This is a genomic window from Vibrio pelagius (assembly GCF_024347575.1).
Classification (GTDB): domain Bacteria; phylum Pseudomonadota; class Gammaproteobacteria; order Enterobacterales; family Vibrionaceae; genus Vibrio; species Vibrio pelagius.
The window spans coordinates 938323-957681 of record NZ_AP025503.1 but is presented as its reverse complement, the minus strand read 5'-3'; the positions used below and the strand labels follow the sequence as shown (position 1 = coordinate 957681).

The window sequence follows — 19359 nt, the reverse complement described above, 5'->3', positions numbered from 1 at the left end:
AGCCCAATGTAACACAATTGTTACATTACACTTCTAGGCCGCGTGGGATATAGACTTTGGCTTCTAAGCCACCCTGAGGGGAGTTGCAAATAATGAGATCTCCGCCATGTCCGTGTAGGATATTTCGACAGATTCCGAGCCCTAAACCGTGTCCTTGATCGTCGGTCGCAAGCCTGAAGTAGGGTTCAAACACCAACTCAAGCTTGTCTTCAGGAATACCCTTGCCGTGATCCTGAATCGTTACGATTACCCATACAGAATCGCTACTGATGTCGACTCTAGCGGACGTTCCGTATTTCACCGCATTGTCGATAAGGTTGGTCAGCACACGTTTGATCGCTAGTGGTTTAGCGACTAACGGCTCAACCACAATAGGCTCAAACTCTACTAAGGTTTGATGCTGGTTATGCGATTCAATAACCAAAGCCACCATGTCATTAAGGTCGATAATGGCGTTGTTTTCGTGAAGGTCTGTATCTCTTACCGCTTGCAGGGCACCTTTAACCATCATCTCTAGCTCATCCAGATCCTTGTTGAACTTCTCTTTCTTAACTTCGCTTTCCAATAGCTCAGCTCTGAGCCTCAGTCGAGTGATCGGTGTCTTTAAATCATGAGAAATAGCAGAGAAAAGGTGCTCCCTATCGGCCACATAACGACGAATACGTTGCTGCATCCGATTAAACGCCCGAGTCGCAGTCACCAGTTCAGTCGCCCCCTCTTCGTTAAGCGGCGGTTGCTGAATATCCATACTCATCTCATTCGCTGCCCTTGCTAGCTTTTTAAGCGGACGCACTTGGCGGCGAATCATTAAGTAAGTCAACACCAGCAAAATCAGCGTTGAAGAGAGCAAGAAGATCACCTGCTCGCGGCCAAGAATCGTGTCATCCAGTTTGACGTAGGGTGCTGGCAACAGTGCTGCAATGTAAACCCATTCATGACTGGCTAACTCTATCTGAACAACCAGAATCGGCGGATTAAGCGGCTCTAAGGTTAAGGTATGATGCGCCCAAGATCGCGGGAGGTCGCTCAAGTAGATGTCATTTTTCAGCAACCTAAGATGTTCTGGGCGAGAAAAATCGACGCGCACCGACTCCACTTTATTGAGCTTGCTACTCAAGACACTCTCTATCGCTTCAATCGATGCGGCTTTTAAACGAGTATCGGGTATCGGTTCAACAATCAATGCCTCTTTATTGAAAGAGACGAAGAATCGCGTCCCACCCATATTGCGGATCTGATCTAACACGATGTGGCGATACTTGACGGGCAAAGACTGAAAGAAAGTCACCGTCGAAGCAAACATATTAGCCATGCTTGATGAAGCAGAACGAATCCCCTCTAACTCTTTTTGTTTGGATTCGCTATACCAAATCGAGGTTGCGATACCTTGTGCGATGACGACTGCTAACAAGGTCAAAAGCAAGGTTCGAGCAACCAAGGAATTTGGCTTTAAACTTCTCAACCACTTCATAAGGACTTCTTACTCAGTGTTCATAATGCACAGGTACAGCCAATATATAGCCGTTGCCACGCATGGTTTTGATGTAGTGCGGATATTTAGCGCTATCACCGAGTCGGCTTCGCAAACGACTGAGCTGAACATCAATACCGCGCTCAAAAGGCAACGCTTCACGCCCTCTGGTTGCAAAAGAGATGGTATCTCGGTCTAACACTTCGTTTGGGCGACTAAGGAACAGCATCAACAATGAGAAATCACTACCCGACAAGTCCATCTCTTCGGCACTTTCATTGTGTGAGATTCGGTGCGCAAGTGTGTCGAGCGTCCAATCTCCAAAGATGATCTGTTTTGGCAATGCATCGCTCGGCTTGTCATCAACCACCTGAACACGACGTAACAGAGCTTTGATACGAGCCATTAATTGGCGCGGGCTAAACGGCTTGGCGATATAGTCATCCGCGCCAATTTCCAAGCCAATGATCTGATCGGTTTCATCTGATACCGCTGTCAGCATAATGATAGGCACATTGGAGTTTTTACGAACGCGCTGACACAAAGTAAAACCATCGTCACCAGGCAGCATTACATCGAGAAGAATCAGATCAGGGTAACCTTGACTCTGAAGGTGAATGTCTAGTTCCGCCCCGTCTCCAACCGAAGAGACATCGAAGCCGGATTTTGAAAGGTACTCTTCCAGCAACTCGCGGATTTCTTGATCGTCATCCACCACGAGAATTCGAGTATTTGTTGGCATCGCCCAAACCCATAAAATTTACAACTTATTCACATAGTGTATAGGCAGGTCGAGTATTTGATTATTGATATGTCTGTAAAATTAGAACAATGAACAGATAGAGATCACAACTAGATAACCTCTACCTGCATTTGCTAATGACTCGCACTAAGACGAACAGCTGATCTCCATCTCTTTGCCCCATTCAGGAGGCAAAGCAGCCAAATATTCATAGGCAGGATGTTCAGCATATGGATCGGCAAGCACGACCATCAATGCATCAACCACACTGCTATCGCCCTCTTCCGCTTTATCAATTGCCAATTGAGCCAGATAGTTACGCAGTACATATTTAGGGTTGATTGCACGCATCTTTTGACAGCGCTGCTCTGTACTTTCCTGCTCCAGTTCACAGCGCTTAAGGTAACTATCAACCCAAAGTTTGGCTGCTTGGCGATCGATAACCAGATCAATGACCTCTTGCTCAGATTGCGTATCGAGATCCGATAGCGCTCTGAAGAATCGAGGATAATCGACGCGGTTTTGTGACATCAGCTCGAACATAGACTCGAACAGGCGACTGTCTCCTTCTTGTTTCGATAGCAGCCCGAGCTTTCTACGCATAAGCTGACTAAAATAGCCATTCATTTGAGGTTCGTACATCTCAAGTGCAGCTTCTAAATCAGCTCGCTCAATCAGCGGAGATAGCGCATGCGCTAGTGCAGACAAGTTCCACATACCAATACGAGGCTGTTGATTGAATGCGTAGCGACCTTGATAGTCCGAATGATTACAAATAAGGCGAGAATTATACTCATCCATAAAGGCAAACGGGCCGTAATCAAACGTCTGGCCAATGATCGACATGTTGTCGGTATTCATGACACCGTGGGCAAAACCATTCGCCTGCCACAACGCAATTATCTCTGCAGTGCGGTCAACGATTTGGTTAAACATCGCCGCGTATGGCTTTTCTTCGTTTAGGCATTCTGGGAAGTGCCACTCAATCACCTTATCAGCCAATAGCTTTTGCTCTGCAAGTTGATTGGTGTAAAACAGATACTCAAAATGACCAAAGCGAATGTGCGATTCAGATACACGCAGTAGCAGCGCACCCTTCTCCTGCTTTTCACGGTACACCGGCGTGTCACTGATCATCATAGCGAGCGCACGTGTGGTTGGAATATTCAGTCCCGCCATCGCTTCACTACATAGATACTCACGCACAGTCGAACGGATAACCGCACGCCCATCGCCCATCCGTGAATAAGGTGTTTTACCTGCACCTTTAAGGTGTAAGTCGAACGTTTCACCACTTTTAGCGACAACTTGAGCTAAGAGTAGTCCTCTTCCATCACCAAGATCTGGGTTGTATGCACCAAACTGATGACCCGCATACTTCATCGCTATCGGGTCAAAGTTTTCGTTATCGACCAAACCGGACAATGAATTCAAGAGATCTGGGTCGAGGCTCTGAGTTCCGTCCACAGAAGGAAAACCGAGCTCCGTTGCCAAAGCGTCATTCCACGCAAGCCAACGCGGGTTCAACAGTGGTGTTGGATCAACACGAGAATAAAAGGTCTGAGGCAGTTCGACGAATCGATTGTTAAAAGAGAGATGGTCCCAAATAGACATAACGATACACTTTAATTGAATAGTCGTATCAGATTATCACAGTTTGGTAACAACTTCTGAAAAGGTTGAATGGCTAACTACTGGGTCTCGGCGGTTTGTTTGCTGAGGTAGAAAGCCACGTTTAATGTTTAGAAAAGATTGAGCGATAAGATCGTGAAAAAGAGTTATTCATAACAATTTTCGAGTTGCGTAAACCTAATTAGATTAAAGCGAGAATAGCGACTAGAGAAACCGATGCGAAAAGCCAAGTACGACCGATAACGCCAAAATGAGAGTTTTGAATCATTTCTTGATGCTGCATAAATGCGCTCCTTAACTATATATACCGTATATATACAATATATCGACAAGCAGCCAAAATCGGCAAGCACATTAATATTAACTTTTTATTACAACACCAAGAAATTTTCGTAACAATTGAGATTTCTTTTACTTTAAGCACGAGTGGTCGTGGATAAAAGTGCGCCTGCACCGATAAATACACCACCAGTCACTCGGTTAAACATCTTGGCTCTGCCCTTAGCAAATAACCAGTTAGATGATTTAGCCCCAAGATAGGCGTACATCAACAACCACGACAACTCCATCACTGCGAAAGTCGTCGCAAATACGACAAACTGCGGAAAGAGTGCCGCTGTAGGGTCAATAAACTGGGGAAAAAGAGCGGTGAAGAACAAGATGGCTTTAGGATTACTCGCGCCTACAATAAACCCGCTTAAGTAGTGCTGTAGGTGAGTGCCTTTGTTTTGCTTACTGCCTTCTTCTCCTTGTTCATCAAGCTGATAACTCTGCTGATCTGAGCGCAGTGACTTCCAACCTAGATAAATCAGATAGGCAGCACCCGTCCATTTGATGATGTTAAACACGACCTCAGATGAAGCGATGATGACGCCAAGCCCGGTAAAAGACAGGGTTAAGATTGAAGTAATCGCCGTTAAACTACCAAGAGCGGTAAAAACAGACAGCCTGAATCCTGATTGCACCGCCTTCGTCATACACAACAAAGAGCTTGGTCCTGGTGATGCTGTTAGCACCAATACGGCAAGAAAGTAATAAACCCAAATATCAAAACTCATCGTGAATCCTCCGTAACTCACTAGGGCGTGTTGACCTTAAATATAAATGTTTGAGCTCCAATATGAATCAGATGTGCAACTTGATCAACTTCACCACGTTGCTTTATCTATCACTGCGCGGGGCTTACTTTCGTAAAAGCCATCGCCATACGGTGTAATCATCCGCCCCATAGAAAAATAACAAAGCTTTTATTCAAAGATAGAAACAAACCAAGCATGACTCGCCAAAAACAAAAAAGCCGCACTGTTCAGCGTGGCTTTAGATTCATGAGTTCTGTTAATTAGTCTTTGTAGATAGAGAACTCATCAGCGTGCTCAAGCATCTGAGCGCGTGTGATCATGAATACGCCGTGACCACCATTTTCGAACTCAATCCAAGTGAATGGAATGTGTGGGTACTGTTCCATCATGTGAACCATAGAGTTACCCACTTCACAGATAAGGATACCTTCGTCTGTTAGGTAATCTGGTGCGTTAGCGAGAATACGACGAACCAGCTTCAGACCGTCAGTACCCGCAGCTAGACCTAGCTCAGGCTCATGAGTGAACTCATCTGGCAGGCTGTTCATATCTTCTTCATCCACGTATGGTGGGTTCGATACGATCAGGTTGTACTTCTCTTTTGGCAGATCGCGGAACAGATCTGAACGGATTGGGAACACTTGCTGCTCCATACCGTGATCTTGAACGTTCTGTTCAGCCACTTGCAGTGCGTCAGTTGAGATATCAATCGCATCCACTTCCGCTTCAGGGAATGCATGTGCACAAGCAATCGCAATACAACCACTGCCAGTGCATAGGTCCATGATGCGAGTTGGCTCTTCAGTCAGCCACGGCTGGAATTGCGCTTCGATCAGCTCGCCAATTGGAGAACGCGGCACTAGTACACGCTCATCAACGAAGAATTCAAGGCCACAGAACCACGCTTTGTTGGTTAGGTAAGCAGTCGGTGTGCGCTCATTGATTCGTTTAATAACACGCTCAACGATACGTAGACGCTCACTGCTGGTTAGGCGAGAGTTCAATACGTGCGAAGGAACGTCAATCGGCAGATAAAGGGTTGGTAAAATAAGTTGTACCGCCTCATCCCACGCATTATCTGTGCCGTGACCATAAAATAGGCCCGCTGCATTAAAGCGGCTAACAGTCCAACGAATCACATCTTGAAGCGTGTGTAGTTCTGATACCGCTTCTTCTACAAAAATCTTATCCAAAATCATCTCCGAAAAGCGCTACAATACTGCTAATTACGTTTCAATTTAGAAATTATAACCTGATGAGCAAAAAAGACACCGATCTCGATGACGATTTCGCCCTGTTCAGTGAAGCAGTAAAGGGCGTTAAAAAGTTGCAACAGGATACCATAATCCAGCAGCCAAAAAGAAATACCAAACAAAAAGAAATTACGCGAACAGCCAGACAAGCCAGTGACAGCGAGTTTTATTTTTCGGACGAGTTCATCCCTCACCTAAGTGAAGATGGCCCGACACGTTACGCGCGTGATGATGTGTCTAAATACGAAGTGAAAAGACTGCGTCGTGGTGTCTATGTACCGGATGTCTATCTCGATATGCATGGCATGACTCAACAAGAAGCCAAACGTGAACTAGGCGCAATGATTGCTCACTGTGTGAAAGAGGGCGTCTCTTGTGCTTCTGTGCAGCACGGTATTGGTAAGCATATTCTAAAAGAGAAAGTACCATTGTGGCTTGCTCAGCATCCAGATGTGCTTGCGTTCCACCAAGCTCCATTGGAGTTCGGTGGTAATGGCGCACTACTCGTTCTACTCTCTATTCCTGAGAAGTAACGCCTCCAATTGTAATCAACGTTAAGACGCAAAAATGCAGTGAAGCATAGCCACACTCATTGAGATACAAAGAAAAAGGCACATCCGACGATGTGCCTTTTCGTTATTCGACTTTTGGCGAATGGCTTAGTTTAGAGATAACCGATTAAGGGTTAATATTCCAAGCTAGCTCACCTTTTTTGGTCTCTAAATCAAAGTCGATACAGACCAATCCCGACGTTGGGAACATAGGTGGCGTCATACCAGTGGCAAACTCTGCTGTTAAATAGCCCACCAGTGGCAAGTGCGACACAAACAGCACACTCTCCAGATTTTCAACCTCAGCCATTGCAATGGTGTAATCGAAGACCTGTGCAGAATCACCGTAAGGCGTGATGTCTTCGCTCGTTTCTACCTTATTGCCAGAAAACACTTCCGAGATCTCTAACCAAGTCTCTTGCGCTCTCAAGTATGGGCTGATCAATACTTTATCAAAATGAGTTACGCCTTGTTCTGCGGCAGCTTGGGCTACTGCAAGCGATAACTTCTTACCACGCTTAGTGAGCGCTCGTTCTGCATCTGAGTTTGCAAAATGCTCTGCTTCACCGTGACGCATAATGAATACTTTCATGTTCTATCCTGTCTATGTAGCCGTTAAAAGCTGAGCAATCAATTGACTGCCTGAACGCTACTTAGGGGTGACTCTAAAGTTATGGAAACTTTGTTCGTTGTAAATAATTATACCAAGTCACTTGCCAAAGAGTTCGACTTTCTTAACAATCTTATTAAAAGATAATAAATCACTGATAAAAATCGATAAAATCGAGTTCAAAAACAACAAAAAGCTCTTCATATCCCAAAATAGGATTACAAGGTTTGCACCGATTTACATCGGGTACATAATTTAAACACTACCTTCTCTGGAGACACGCGTGTGCATCTAAGCCCAAACGACGAACACCAATACCGCTATTTAACGCTTGATAATGGCTTAAGAGTGTTACTTGTTCATGACCAACACGCTCAAAAAGCCGCCGCCGCATTAGCGGTCAATGTCGGGCACTTCGATGACCCAAATGATCGAGAAGGTTTGGCTCATTACCTAGAGCATATGCTTTTTTTAGGAACTGAAAAGTATCCAAAGGTCGGAGAGTTCCAAAGTTTTATTAACCAACATGGTGGCAGCAATAATGCTTGGACTGGTACCGAACATACCTGTTTCTTTTTCGATGTTGAACTCGATGCGTTTGAAAATGCGCTCGACCGCTTCAGCCAGTTCTTTACCGCGCCGTTATTCAATGAAGAAGCGCTGGATAAAGAGCGCCAAGCGGTTGATTCTGAGTACAAAATGAAGCTCAATGACGACTCACGACGCCTCTATCAAGTGAGCAAAGAGTTAGTCAACCCGGCTCACCCTTTCGCCAAGTTTTCGGTCGGTAACATTGAAACGCTCGGAGATAGAAATGAACAAACCATTCGCCAAGAGATTCTGGACTTCCACCAGCAACAATATTCCGCCGATTTAATGACGCTTACCTTGTCGGGTAATCAACCTCTTGATCACATGCAGAGTTGGGTTGAGAAAAGGTTCAGCAGCATTGTCAATCATCAGCGACAAGGGAAAAAAGTCGACATTTCAATTGTAGGTCCAGAGAGCACGGGCGTTCAGGTGTTTGTCGAACCAATTAAAGAGATCCGCAAACTGATATTGACCTTCCCAATGCCAAGCATGGATGAGCATTACAGCATTAAGCCCCTCTCCTTCTTTGCACATTTACTCGGCTATGAGGGCGAAGGCAGCCTGATGATGCAGTTGAAAGAGAAAGGTTGGATCACTTCGCTTTCTGCCGGCGGTGGAGCCAGTGGCAGTAACTATCGTGATTTCACGGTGAGCTGTTCACTCTCTGTCGAAGGTTTAACCAAAGTTGATGAGATCACCCAAGCGGTATTTCAATACATTAAGCTGATTGAAAAAGAGGGTATGCAGGAGTGGCGCTACCTTGAAAAACGCGCGGTTCTAGAATCAGCATTCCGCTTCCAAGAGCCTGCTCGTCCAATGGATGTTGTTAGCCATCTTGTGATGAACATGCAACACTATCCAGAGCAGGACGTAGTCTACGGCGACTACAAAATGGAATGTTACGATGAAGCATTACAGCGCTCTTTACTCAAGCATTTCACTGTTGAAAACATGCGTTCAACCTTGGTTGCTCATGGGCTTGAGTACGATCGTCAAGCAAAATGGTATTTCACTCCTTACTCGGTGCGGCCTTTTACTAAGGAACAGAAACAAGCTTTCCAACGCATTAACCCTGGATGGGAGTTTGAATTACCGGGCAAAAACCCATTCATCTGCTATGACTTAGATCCTGCAGAGCTTGAAGAGCACAAAACTCACCCAACTCTTCTGCAAGAGCTAGACGGATTTAAACTGTGGCACCTACAAGACACCGAATTTCGCGTTCCTAAAGGTGTGGTTTACGTCGCGATCGATAGCCCTCACTCTGTGGCAAGTCCTAGGAACATTGTTAAGACGCGATTATGCGTCGAAATGTTCTTAGATTCACTCGAAAAAGAGACATATCAAGCTGAAATTGCCGGAATGGGATACAACATGTATACCCATCAAGGCGGCGTAACACTGACGATTTCTGGCTTTAGCCGTAAGCAACCGCAGCTTCTGAATATGATTCTGGAGCGTTTTGCATCTCGCCAGTTCAGCCCTACTCGCTTTGAAACGATTAAGAGCCAACTGCTTAGAAGCTGGAGCAACGCGTCGCAAGATCGCCCTATCTCGCAGCTATTTAACGCGATGACTGGGTTGCTGCAACCGAACAACCCACCCTACTCGGTGTTAATTGAAGCGTTAGAAACCATCGAAGTGGATGAGCTCTCGTCATTCGTGCAAGCCATCTTAGCCGAACTGCATGTCGAAATGTTTGTTTACGGTGACTGGCGTCAAGACGATGCCTTGCAGATGGCAGAATCACTGAAAGATGCGCTAAGAGTCAAAGACCAAGCGTACGAAGAGTCATTGCGACCACTGGTTATGCTTGGGGAAAATGGCAGTTTCCAACGCGAAGTAGTGTGCAACCAAGACGATTCTGCGATTGTGGTTTACTACCAATGTCCTGACATTTCGCCACAAAGCATCGCGCTCTACTCTTTGGCTAACCATTTGATGTCGGCCACCTTCTTCCATGAAATTCGCACCAAGCAGCAGCTTGGGTATATGGTTGGTACTGGCAACATGCCACTCAACCGCCACCCCGGTATCGTGCTCTATGTACAATCACCTAATGCCGCCCCTGTTGACCTGATTGCATCCATCGACGAGTTTCTTAATGCTTTCTACATGGTGCTGTTAGAGCTCAATGATTATCAATGGCACAGCAGTAAGCGCGGGCTTTGGAATCAGATATCGACACCTGACACAACATTACGTGGTCGTGCTCAGCGCCTGTGGGTCGCAATAGGCAATAAAGATACCGACTTCAACCAGCGTGAACGTGTACTGGAAGAGCTAAAAGAGTTAACACGTAGCGACATGATTCGTTTTGTGGTTAACCAACTCAAACCACGCACCGCAAACCGTTTGGTTATGCATGCTCAGGGCAACGCTCATCAAGAAGAACCACCGCTGTCTATGGGCGTTGAGATTGGCTCTATTGAAGAGTTCCAGCTGCGCCCGAAAGATACAGAACTCGGTTAATTCATAGCCAGTGAATACAGAGGTTGATGTCAACGTATCAACCTTTTTTAAACTATCTCGCGCTAAAAGAGATCGCCTACTACGCTCCTTCGTCGCTTTAGGAGATGACGTCATTTTTTCTCGAACTTTTACCGTCATTTCCGAGACGGAGGAAGGAGTAAGTCGGGAATATGCTTATTGCGCACACCAAACAAAAAAGCCCGCATCGTCAATGATACGGGCTTTGTCATAAATTTATACCACTCTACTTATACCAATCGTAGTAAATAATTGCTCACCCTAGCTTGTTAAAATGCTCGATAACTGCGTTAGAATTTTTGATTGTAGAATAACTACTTATCGAAACTCTCTGTTGCAGAAAAGCCGCCTTGTTCTCAAGCCTTTTCCCTGCGCTATTTTTGATCACTTACTTACTGTGATTGGTATTATAGAACGGCTCATCCAGACCGGCGCGAGTCAGTAGACCATCACACGGAGCGAAACGATCGCCGTACTTCACAGCAAAGTCGTTCATCATCTCAACCAGCGACTTCACGCCAATTTGATCCATGTAACGGAACGGACCACCTAGGAACGGAGGGAAACCGATACCGAAGATAGCACCGATGTCGCCATCACGTGGGCTGCGAATTATGCCTTCATCGAGACAGCGAACCGCTTCATTTAGCATTGGTAACACGCAACGCATCGCGATATCGTTATCACTCAACTTAGGATCAGGCTGAAGTTTCAGAAGTTTGTAGACTGACTTGTCGACCTCTTTCTTCTTACCTTTGTAAGTGTAGAAACCCTTACCGCTCTTGCGGCCTTTACGGTCATCGTTCAGTAGAACATCGAACACATCAGGACCTTGGAAGCGGTCACCCAACTCATTGACTAGGATCGGCATGATTTTCGCGCCGATATCTACGCCCACTTCGTCTAGTAGAGTAATTGGTCCTACTGGAAAGCCGAAATCAAGCAGCGCACTGTCGAGCTTTTCGATAGGCTCATTCGCTAGCAAAAGGTGAGCTGCTTCGTTCATGTATGGCGCCAGAATGCGGTTTACGTAAAAACCCGCTTTATCTTTTACCACGATAGGCGTTTTGCCTTGCTTCTTGGCTAAAGCAACCACTGTTGAGATTGTCTGATCTGACGTGCCTTCATGAGGAATAACTTCAACCAACGGCATTTTTTCTGCTGGGCTGAAGTAGTGAAGACCAACAACATTCTCAGGACGCGCTGCTTTCTCAGCAATCTTATGGATCGGTAGAGACGAGGTGTTAGTGGCAAAGATGGTTTCAGGCTTGGCGTTTTCTTCGATATCCGCGACCATCTTCTGCTTAAGATCTAGATCTTCGAATACAGCCTCGATCACCACATCAATATGGTTGAAGCTGGTAAAATCTATTCCACCTGACAGCTGGAGCATTTTGCTTTCCAGACCTGCGCGACTCAGGATACGGCGCTTTTTCTGCTTGTTGAACAACTTGTAGTTGTAATTCAGAGCGTTCAGAACACCATCGTTCGATACATCTTTAATACGAACTGGCACCTTAGCTTTGGCAACTGTTACGTGACTGATACCCGCACCCATTAGGCCGCCACCTAACACACCCACACGGTTAACGCGATTTGGCTCAGCATCGGCACCATGCTCTTTCTTCATTTCTGTTGTTGCGAAGAAAATAGAGCGTAGCGCTTTAGACTCCTCACTCATTACCAGTTCAGAGAAACGCTGCGCTTCATATTTCAAACCTTTATCGAAACCGTGCTCTAGACCATAACGAATCACGTCAAGAATCGCGTCAGCCGCTGGGTAATTACCGCGTGTTTTCTGGTTGGTCTTCTTCGCAGCCTGTTCGAAAATAACCTTACGGCCCAAACCGTTACGCGAAATCAATTTCTCTTTGGTCGAAGCTTGGCTCTTCGACGCAAGGCGTTTGCCCTTCTTGCTACCAGAGTTCTTCTCAACGAAGTCTTGCGCGACTTTCAATAGAATAGTTTCAGGCACACAAGCATCAACAACACCTAGCTTGTTCGCCTTTTTCGCACGTAACTGCTTACCCGTTAAAATAAGATCCAGCGATGGTAATAAGCCGATTAAACGAGGCAAACGTTGCGTGCCGCCAGAACCCGGTAACAAACCAAGCTGCACCTCTGGAAGACCTAAACGGGTTTTATCGGAATCAGTACAAACTCGGTAGTCACACGCCAGAGCGAGCTCTAGACCACCACCTAGACATGGGCCGTGAATCGCAGCCACTACCGGATATGGCAAGTCAGACAGCTCTTGGAACATCTCCTGGCCTTGTCTTGCTAACGATTCAGCTTCACTGGCACTGGTGCACGCGTCTAGCATTCGAACATCGGCGCCGGCAATGAAGTTGTCAGGTTTCAAAGAGTGAACAATCAAACCTTTAACGCTATTTTGCTTCTCTTTGAGTTGTTCAAAGATGCTCTTCATCTCTTCAGCAAAGGCGGCCTGTAGCGTGTTCATTTTTTCATTTGGAACATCAATCGCTAACCAAGCGATGTTTTGGTCATCGATGCTCAGCGAGAACGCCTCCTCTGCTGACGCTGGAGCTGACTCATTATTGATAGCAACTTCGTTTTCTGTGTTCACTTCAGCATTATTAGACATTACTCTACCTCCAAGATCATTGCTGCACCTAGACCACCAGCGGCACACGCTGTATTCAACGCTAAACCACCACCACGACGTTTCAGTTCACGCAGAGTCTGCGTCATCATACGTGCCCCAGTTGCGGCAAATGGGTGACCATAAGCGATGGAACCACCGAGAACGTTGAACTTGTCCATATCGATTTCACCAATCGCTTTACCTCGACCAAGGTTTTGCTGAGCAAATTCATCACTTGCAAACATTTTCACGTTCGCCAGAGCTTGTGCTGCAAACGCTTCGTGCATATCGATAAGCGTCAGATCAGACAGCTCTAACCCTGTATTCTCTAGCACTTTTGAAGTCGCGTAAGTTGGCCCCATTAGCATGTCGGTCTCAACACCGATTGCTGAGAAAGCGAAACCACGAATGTAGCCCATCACTTCTAAGCCAAGCTCTTTTGCTTTGCCTTCGCGCATTAACATAACCGCTGCTGCACCATCGGTTAGTGGTGTCGCGTTTGCTGCCGTCACACTGCCGTATTTACGGTCAAAGGCTGGACGCAGTTTGGCGTAGCCCTCTAGCGTTGATTCATGGCGAATATTGTTGTCTTCTGAGATGTACTTCTTATAAGGTGCAGGGAAAGCTGTCATCACTTCATCTTGGATCTTGCCGTCTTTCCATGCTTGAGAAGCGAGAGAGTGTGAACGGTGAGCGAGCGCATCCTGTTCTTCACGCGAAATACCATGCGTTTTTGCCATCTGTTCAGCCGTTTGTCCCATCGACAAGCCGGTAGAATACTCAGCGACCGCTGGTGGAACTGGCATTAAATCTTTCACTGATAGGCTTTTTAGTATTTTTAGTTTTTGGCCTAGCGTTTTGGTTTTGCTCAGAGCAAGCAGGTTAGCCGCAAGTTTCTTCGACACACCAATCGGTAGCACAGATGACGAATCTGCACCACCCGCAATGCCCACATCAATGGTGCCTGCCATGATACTTTCTGCAACATTAGCCGCGGCTTGAAAACTTGTCGCACAGGCACGCGTCACACTGTAAGCGTCTGTGTGAATGTTCATTCCTGTACCCAGCACAATTTCACGCGCGATATTTGGCGCTTCTGGCATTTGAACCACTTGACCAAATACCACCTGCTCAATCAGCGCAGGGTCAATATCTGTTCTCGCAAGCATTTCGCTCACGACCATTTTTCCTAGATCTACCGCAGGCACTTGACTAAATTCTGTACTTTGGCGAGCGAATGGGGTTCGTAATCCAGCGACAACGGCAACACGCTCTCCCGAACGAGTTTTGACTTCCTGTTTGCCCATGGTTTCTCCTTAAGTGTAAGAGGTCTGACCTGACACATTGTAAAGAAGTTGTTAATTTAATCAAACGGCCGTTTAAATAAACGTGACACGGGTAGAAAGCGGGCATTGACAAGAAGTGTGATGTTGAATCGAACCTTTCAGATTATTAAGGCTCAAATAAGCGCTAAACTAAATGCAAGAACAACCATTTGCGAAACATAAGAGTTGTGTTGCTTATTGAGTTGTTGAGGCAAAAAAAAACCACACAGAACTGTGTGGTTGGAATGTTTTAAAGCAATTAACATTACGCCAATTGAAAATAATCAGTTTCCTGATTAGGAGAAAGTAAAGTCAGCCTTCAAAAGGAAGTGTCGTCTTGCTCAACATGCTAGCCATAAGGCTAACTAGACGACAAGATGTACTATAGCCTGTTCGAAGTCTCAGATTTTGAAGTAGATCAATTTTAATGTGATTTTACCTCCTCCAATCGATTACAACATAGAAAACAAAGCACAACGAACAAAGACACTCTATCCACAGAGCGAATATGGAGGCTCATGTGTCGATAATAAATATGTTTGGAAAGAAAACTGCCAAGCGTCCGGTCAACTCTGATATGGACAAACAAAGAAAATACGAAGCGCTCGTGCGTGCTTATCATCGAGACCTATTTCGCTACGCCTATTGGTTATGCAAAGACAAAAGCATTGCCGAAGATCTAGTGCAGGAAACTTGCCTAAGGGCTTGGAAGTCACTAGACAGCCTACAAGATGAAAAGGCAGCGAAATCATGGCTAATCACGATTTTACGCCGCGAAAACGCCCGACGTTTTGAACGCAAACAGTTTGATCTGGTTGATATTGATGACCACGGCAACGATGCTAAAGTCAGTGATGACCCACATCACCAGCACCAGTGGCTTCAAGCCCAGATCATGAAATTAGACGTTGATTACCGTGAACCTCTTTTTCTTCAGGTGATCGGTGGTTTCAGTGGTGAAGAGATCGCAGAGGTCTTGGAGCTAAATAAAAATACGGTAATGACACGATTATTTAGGGCGCGAAACCAGCTCAAAGAGATGTTGGATTCAGAAGAGGCAGAAAGGGGGCAACATAATGGATGATTTAGAATTCCGTCGTCGTATATTGTCGGAACCGAAACAACGAAATCAAGACATCATGGATGCTGCAACAAACAGTGAGGCCAACAGTAAATTCTTGGATGATGTTCTTGCTCTCGATAAGCAAATTCATTCAGCCATGAACGTCGATGTGCCTGACGATCTTGCCGATCGCATCTTGTTCAATCAAACCTCTTATGAAGAGAGTAAAGTGGTTAAGCCTACTTTTGCTCGCCGTGCAATGGCAATGGCCGCATCGGTTGCGTTTGTCGCTGGGTTACTCGTGGGACAGATAAATTGGGGCAATGCACTTGTGTCCCCTGCTCAAGCGAGCTTAGCGGATACGGCTCTGAAACATGTGGTCACTGAAAAGCCGTTTGTTGAAGTATTGGATGAGAATGTATCGTCTGAGCAAATCAATACTAAGATGAACCCATTCGCGTTCCAATTTGATGATACTTTCCCATATCACGTCTATTACCTAAACCACTGCGGCTTTGGTAAATCCAATGCCATGCACATGGTATTCCAAGGCGAAAAAGGCAAAGTCACGCTGTTTTTAACGGGGATACCTTCAGACAAAAGCCAAAACTTCGAAGAAGATGGCATGTCTGGTTCTATTACCCCTATCGATGACAGCAGTTTGATACTCGTTGGCATGGAAGGTGAAGATGTCGACAAAATTGCAGAAAAGTTATCTAAAATGATCAAACCGATGAGCTAACCTGCTCGTCAAACGCCCGTAAACACTGAGCCCAGCACTATATCACTGATATTGCTGGGCTTTGCTTTATAGATAAAACCTCAACCATTCACAAAAAATATAACGCTAGAGTTAAAACTCTAAAAAACAGCGTTTCCTACCATTTTCGTGTCAGATAGGCGTCATTTCCGTAATTTTATGCTCAAATTTTTTAATGGTCGGATTTGTATACTCTATACTTACGCTTAGGATCAGCCCCATTGAGCAAAAGCTCAAATAAATCGCCCTGTAGAGGCGGATAAATAAAGGAATTAATAAATGACAAACAACACGCGTCTGTTTAAAAAGTCTCTCTTGGCAGCGACAATTACGACAATTACACTCGCCTCTTCACAAGCAATGGCAGCAGGTTTCCAACTTAACGCACAATCAGCAACAGGTATCGGCCGTGCTTTCGCTGGTGATGCAGTAATCGCAGATAACGCGTCAGTAATGGCACGTAACCCAGCAGCAATGGCGCTGTTTGACAAAACTGAGCTTTCTCTTGGTTTTGAAACAATTACTTCGATGATTGAGGTAAAAGATGCCTCTTACACTACAGGTGGCGGTACTTTGCCTGTTGGTGATGTAGATGATGTCGGTGACACTTCTGTTGCACCAAACATCCATTTGATTGTTCCTGTGAACGATAAGTTTGCTTGGGGTGTTAATGCTTACTCTAACTTCGGTACTAAGACTGAGTTTTCTGATGATTACTTAGCAAGTGAATATGGCGGCTTGACAGATGTAATGAGCATCAACCTAGGTGTTGCTGGTTCATACCGTCTAAATGATCAATGGAGTTTCGGTGCTGGTCTTGATGTGATCTACGGTGAAGGAACAATGAAGCGAACTGCTGGTGCAGGTTTCGGTCCATCTGCAGGCACAGCACTACTTGACGTTGATGGCGCAACAGGTTGGGCTGTAGGCTTCAATGTTGGTACCGTTTATGAGTTAGATGAAAACAACAGATTTGGTCTTTCTTACCGCTATAGTCCTGAATTCACAGCAGAAGATGATTACGGACAGGAAATAACCCTGCCGTTGCCAGATATGGCTGAGTTCTCGGGCTTCCACAAAATTGAAGATACCAAATTTGCCGTTCACTACTCAGTACAATGGATTGGTTGGAGTGCTTTTGATTCAATCGATTTTGAAAACTTAGATCCGACGCAATCGACATTAGCTTACGCACTAAGTGGAGGTACTGGCTCATACCAGAAAGACTACAAATGGCAAGATGGCTGGCATTACGCTATCGGTGGTACTTACTACTTGAACACAGATTGGACTCTACGTGCTGGTTACATGTATGACACAAGCGCTCAGGATAGCTTAACATCAATCTCTGTACCAGACTCTGACCGCCAATGGTTCTCTGCAGGCTTTACTTACCACATCGACACAGCATCTAACGTCGACTTTGGCTTCACTTACTTACTAGGTGATGATACGAGTGTAAACGAAAGTCTTGGTGTGACATCTATCTCAGCAACGACACACGCAGATGCAATTCTACTAGGTCTACAATACAGCCGCAGCTTCTAATCAAAGCAAAAGCTTGAAAACACTAAGGGGTCGCGACTAGCGACCCTTTTTTATTTCCTAGATCACGCAACAATCTCCCAATTAAGCTTACACCTGTATCCTCTAACACCTTTATATCACTACAGGTGTACGCTCAAAACCCGTAACACCATCGAAACATTCAGTTTTTTTGACTGCCAATAGTTAAATTTTAATCATTTAATACCTAAAACCGTGTTTTATTCGAATTTCGTTTTTAAAGTAATAGCTCTAAAAGTAAAATCATTGACCTTGATACTTATGATTCAGCGAACATAATAATGAAAATGAATAAGACTCTTCTATCTACTGCAGTGGCAGTTGGTTTACTTTCTACATCTGGCGTAACTCAGGCTGCAGGCTTCCAACTGGCAGAGTACTCTGCAACTGGTCTTGGTCGTGCATACGCAGGTGAAGCAGCAATGGCTGACGGTGCAGACGCACAATGGCGTAACCCTGCAATGTTGACTTACCTAGAAGGTACTCAAGTTTCTGTTGGTGGTATATACGTAAACCCAAACATTGATGTTAAAGGTGAGGTAAACCACGCACACCCAGCACTAGGTACTAGCCAAGCATCTTCAAATGATTTCGCTGATGACGCGATTATCCCGAATCTATACATTTCTCACCGTTACAACGAGAAATTTGCTATTGGTTTTGCCTTAGGTACGAACTACGGCATGGAAACGAATCTAGGCGATGACTTCAATGCTTCTCACTTTGGTAATGAAGCAAGCGTTATAACTAAAGAAGCAAATGTAAACTTTGCTTACCAACTCAACGAAGCCGTAAGTATTGGTGGCGGAGTACGCTACGTAATAGGTGAAGGAAGCTTTGGTGCTACCGCTCCTGAAAAGAATGCAGTTAGCGTTGATCCTAATACAGGAATGCCTATTTCTGTACCTGCAGGTACCACACTAAAGTATATGGAAGGTGATGACACAGCTTGGGGTTGGCAAGTGGGTACCGCTTGGCAGATCAATGAGAGTAACCGTATCGGATTCGCTTATAAATCAGAGGTTGAGTTTAAACTAGAAGGTCACGCTGAAGGCATCGGCTTTGGCTTGAATCCAGGTCAACGCGACAACGGTCATATGATGCTAGCTCTTCCAGCTACTGCTGAGCTTGCGAGCTTCCATCAATTAACAAAAGCATTAGCAGTTCACGCTAGCTTCAACTGGACTGACTGGAGCTCTTTCGAAAAACTGCAGGCAGAACTAAACAACTACGGTAGCCATACAGTTAAAGTGGAGAACTGGGAAGACAATTATCGACTAGCTGTTGGCGCAACTTACCAAGTTGACCCTAAACTAGCACTGCGTACAGGTGTAGCTTACGATACTTCTGCAGTAAGTGACAAAAACCGTACTATCACGATTCCAGAGACAGACCGTACTTGGTTAAGTATTGGTGCTGGTTACCAATGGTCTGAGCAACTTTCATTAGATGCTGGCTTTACATACATCATTGCCAAAGATGCGCCAATTACTGAATCTCGTGGTTATGCTTCTGACGACGCTGCAGAAGCAGTTGGCGGTCGATTTGTAGGCACAACAACGGGTAATGTCTGGCTAGTCGGTGTTCAAGCGAACTACCGCTTCTAAGCTACTCTAATACA

Annotated in this window: 14 protein-coding genes; 6 read left to right on the top strand and 8 right to left on the bottom strand. The window is 45.4% G+C overall.

Features of this window, described 5'->3' with window-relative positions; genetic code table 11:
- Positions 1-25: 25 nt before the first annotated feature.
- From vsple_RS04325 to prmB, 5 genes are all read right to left on the bottom strand, one after another.
- Positions 26-1471, bottom strand: a complete 1446-nt coding sequence (locus tag vsple_RS04325) for an ATP-binding protein (protein ID WP_261882759.1) — start codon at positions 1469-1471, stop codon at positions 26-28.
- Positions 1472-1484: 13 nt separating this feature from the next.
- On the bottom strand, positions 1485-2213 hold the full coding sequence (locus tag vsple_RS04320; RefSeq protein ID WP_261882758.1) for a response regulator: 729 nt from the start codon (positions 2211-2213) through the stop codon (positions 1485-1487).
- 147 nt (positions 2214-2360) lie between these two features.
- Complete coding sequence (locus vsple_RS04315; RefSeq protein ID WP_261882757.1) at positions 2361-3827, bottom strand: protein adenylyltransferase SelO; 1467 nt, start codon at positions 3825-3827, stop codon at positions 2361-2363.
- 434 nt (positions 3828-4261) lie between these two features.
- Positions 4262-4903, bottom strand: coding sequence for a LysE family translocator (locus vsple_RS04310; protein ID WP_261882756.1), 642 nt, complete (start codon positions 4901-4903; stop codon positions 4262-4264).
- Between the two features lie 281 nt (positions 4904-5184).
- Positions 5185-6117 (bottom strand): 50S ribosomal protein L3 N(5)-glutamine methyltransferase, encoded by a 933-nt coding sequence (gene prmB / locus vsple_RS04305; protein WP_150895473.1) that lies wholly within the window; start codon positions 6115-6117, stop codon positions 5185-5187.
- A 62-nt stretch (positions 6118-6179) separates the two neighbouring features.
- Between prmB and smrB the strand changes: the two genes are divergently transcribed.
- The gene (gene smrB / locus vsple_RS04300) at positions 6180-6710 is read left to right on the top strand and encodes an endonuclease SmrB (RefSeq protein WP_032549621.1); all 531 of its coding nucleotides are present in this window, start codon (positions 6180-6182) and stop codon (positions 6708-6710) included.
- Between the two features lie 145 nt (positions 6711-6855).
- Here smrB and sixA read toward each other — a convergent pair whose 3' ends face one another.
- Entirely contained in the window at positions 6856-7320 is a 465-nt protein-coding gene (gene sixA, locus vsple_RS04295) for a phosphohistidine phosphatase SixA (protein ID WP_261882755.1), read from the bottom strand.
- Between the two features lie 303 nt (positions 7321-7623).
- On the opposite strand from sixA, the gene vsple_RS04290 reads away from it, so the two are divergent.
- The gene (locus tag vsple_RS04290) at positions 7624-10401 is read left to right on the top strand and encodes an insulinase family protein (protein ID WP_261882754.1); all 2778 of its coding nucleotides are present in this window, start codon (positions 7624-7626) and stop codon (positions 10399-10401) included.
- Positions 10402-10807: 406 nt separating this feature from the next.
- Here the strand turns inward: vsple_RS04290 and fadJ are convergent, their stop codons facing one another.
- Positions 10808-13024 carry a fatty acid oxidation complex subunit alpha FadJ gene (gene fadJ, locus vsple_RS04285; RefSeq protein ID WP_420833788.1) on the bottom strand — a complete coding sequence of 739 codons (2217 nt, stop codon included), beginning with the start codon at positions 13022-13024 and terminating at the stop codon, positions 10808-10810.
- Positions 13024-14331 carry an acetyl-CoA C-acyltransferase FadI gene (fadI, locus tag vsple_RS04280; RefSeq protein ID WP_255231153.1) on the bottom strand — a complete coding sequence of 436 codons (1308 nt, stop codon included), beginning with the start codon at positions 14329-14331 and terminating at the stop codon, positions 13024-13026. Before fadI ends, fadJ begins: the two co-directional genes overlap by 1 nt.
- Before the next feature lie 553 nt (positions 14332-14884).
- Between fadI and vsple_RS04275 the strand changes: the two genes are divergently transcribed.
- The 4 genes from vsple_RS04275 to vsple_RS04260 all read left to right on the top strand — a co-directional run bounded on the left by vsple_RS04275 (position 14885) and on the right by vsple_RS04260 (position 19345).
- Entirely contained in the window at positions 14885-15433 is a 549-nt protein-coding gene (locus vsple_RS04275) for a sigma-70 family RNA polymerase sigma factor (protein WP_255231154.1), read from the top strand.
- Positions 15426-16154: a DUF3379 domain-containing protein gene (locus vsple_RS04270; RefSeq protein ID WP_261882752.1), complete on the top strand. Its 729-nt coding sequence runs from the start codon at positions 15426-15428 to the stop codon at positions 16152-16154. Before vsple_RS04275 ends, vsple_RS04270 begins: the two co-directional genes overlap by 8 nt.
- A gap of 297 nt (positions 16155-16451) precedes the next feature.
- Complete coding sequence (locus vsple_RS04265) at positions 16452-17720, top strand: outer membrane protein transport protein (protein ID WP_261882751.1); 1269 nt, start codon at positions 16452-16454, stop codon at positions 17718-17720.
- 299 nt (positions 17721-18019) lie between these two features.
- Entirely contained in the window at positions 18020-19345 is a 1326-nt protein-coding gene (locus tag vsple_RS04260) for an outer membrane protein transport protein (RefSeq protein WP_261882750.1), read from the top strand.
- The last annotated feature ends 14 nt before the right edge of the window (positions 19346-19359 follow it).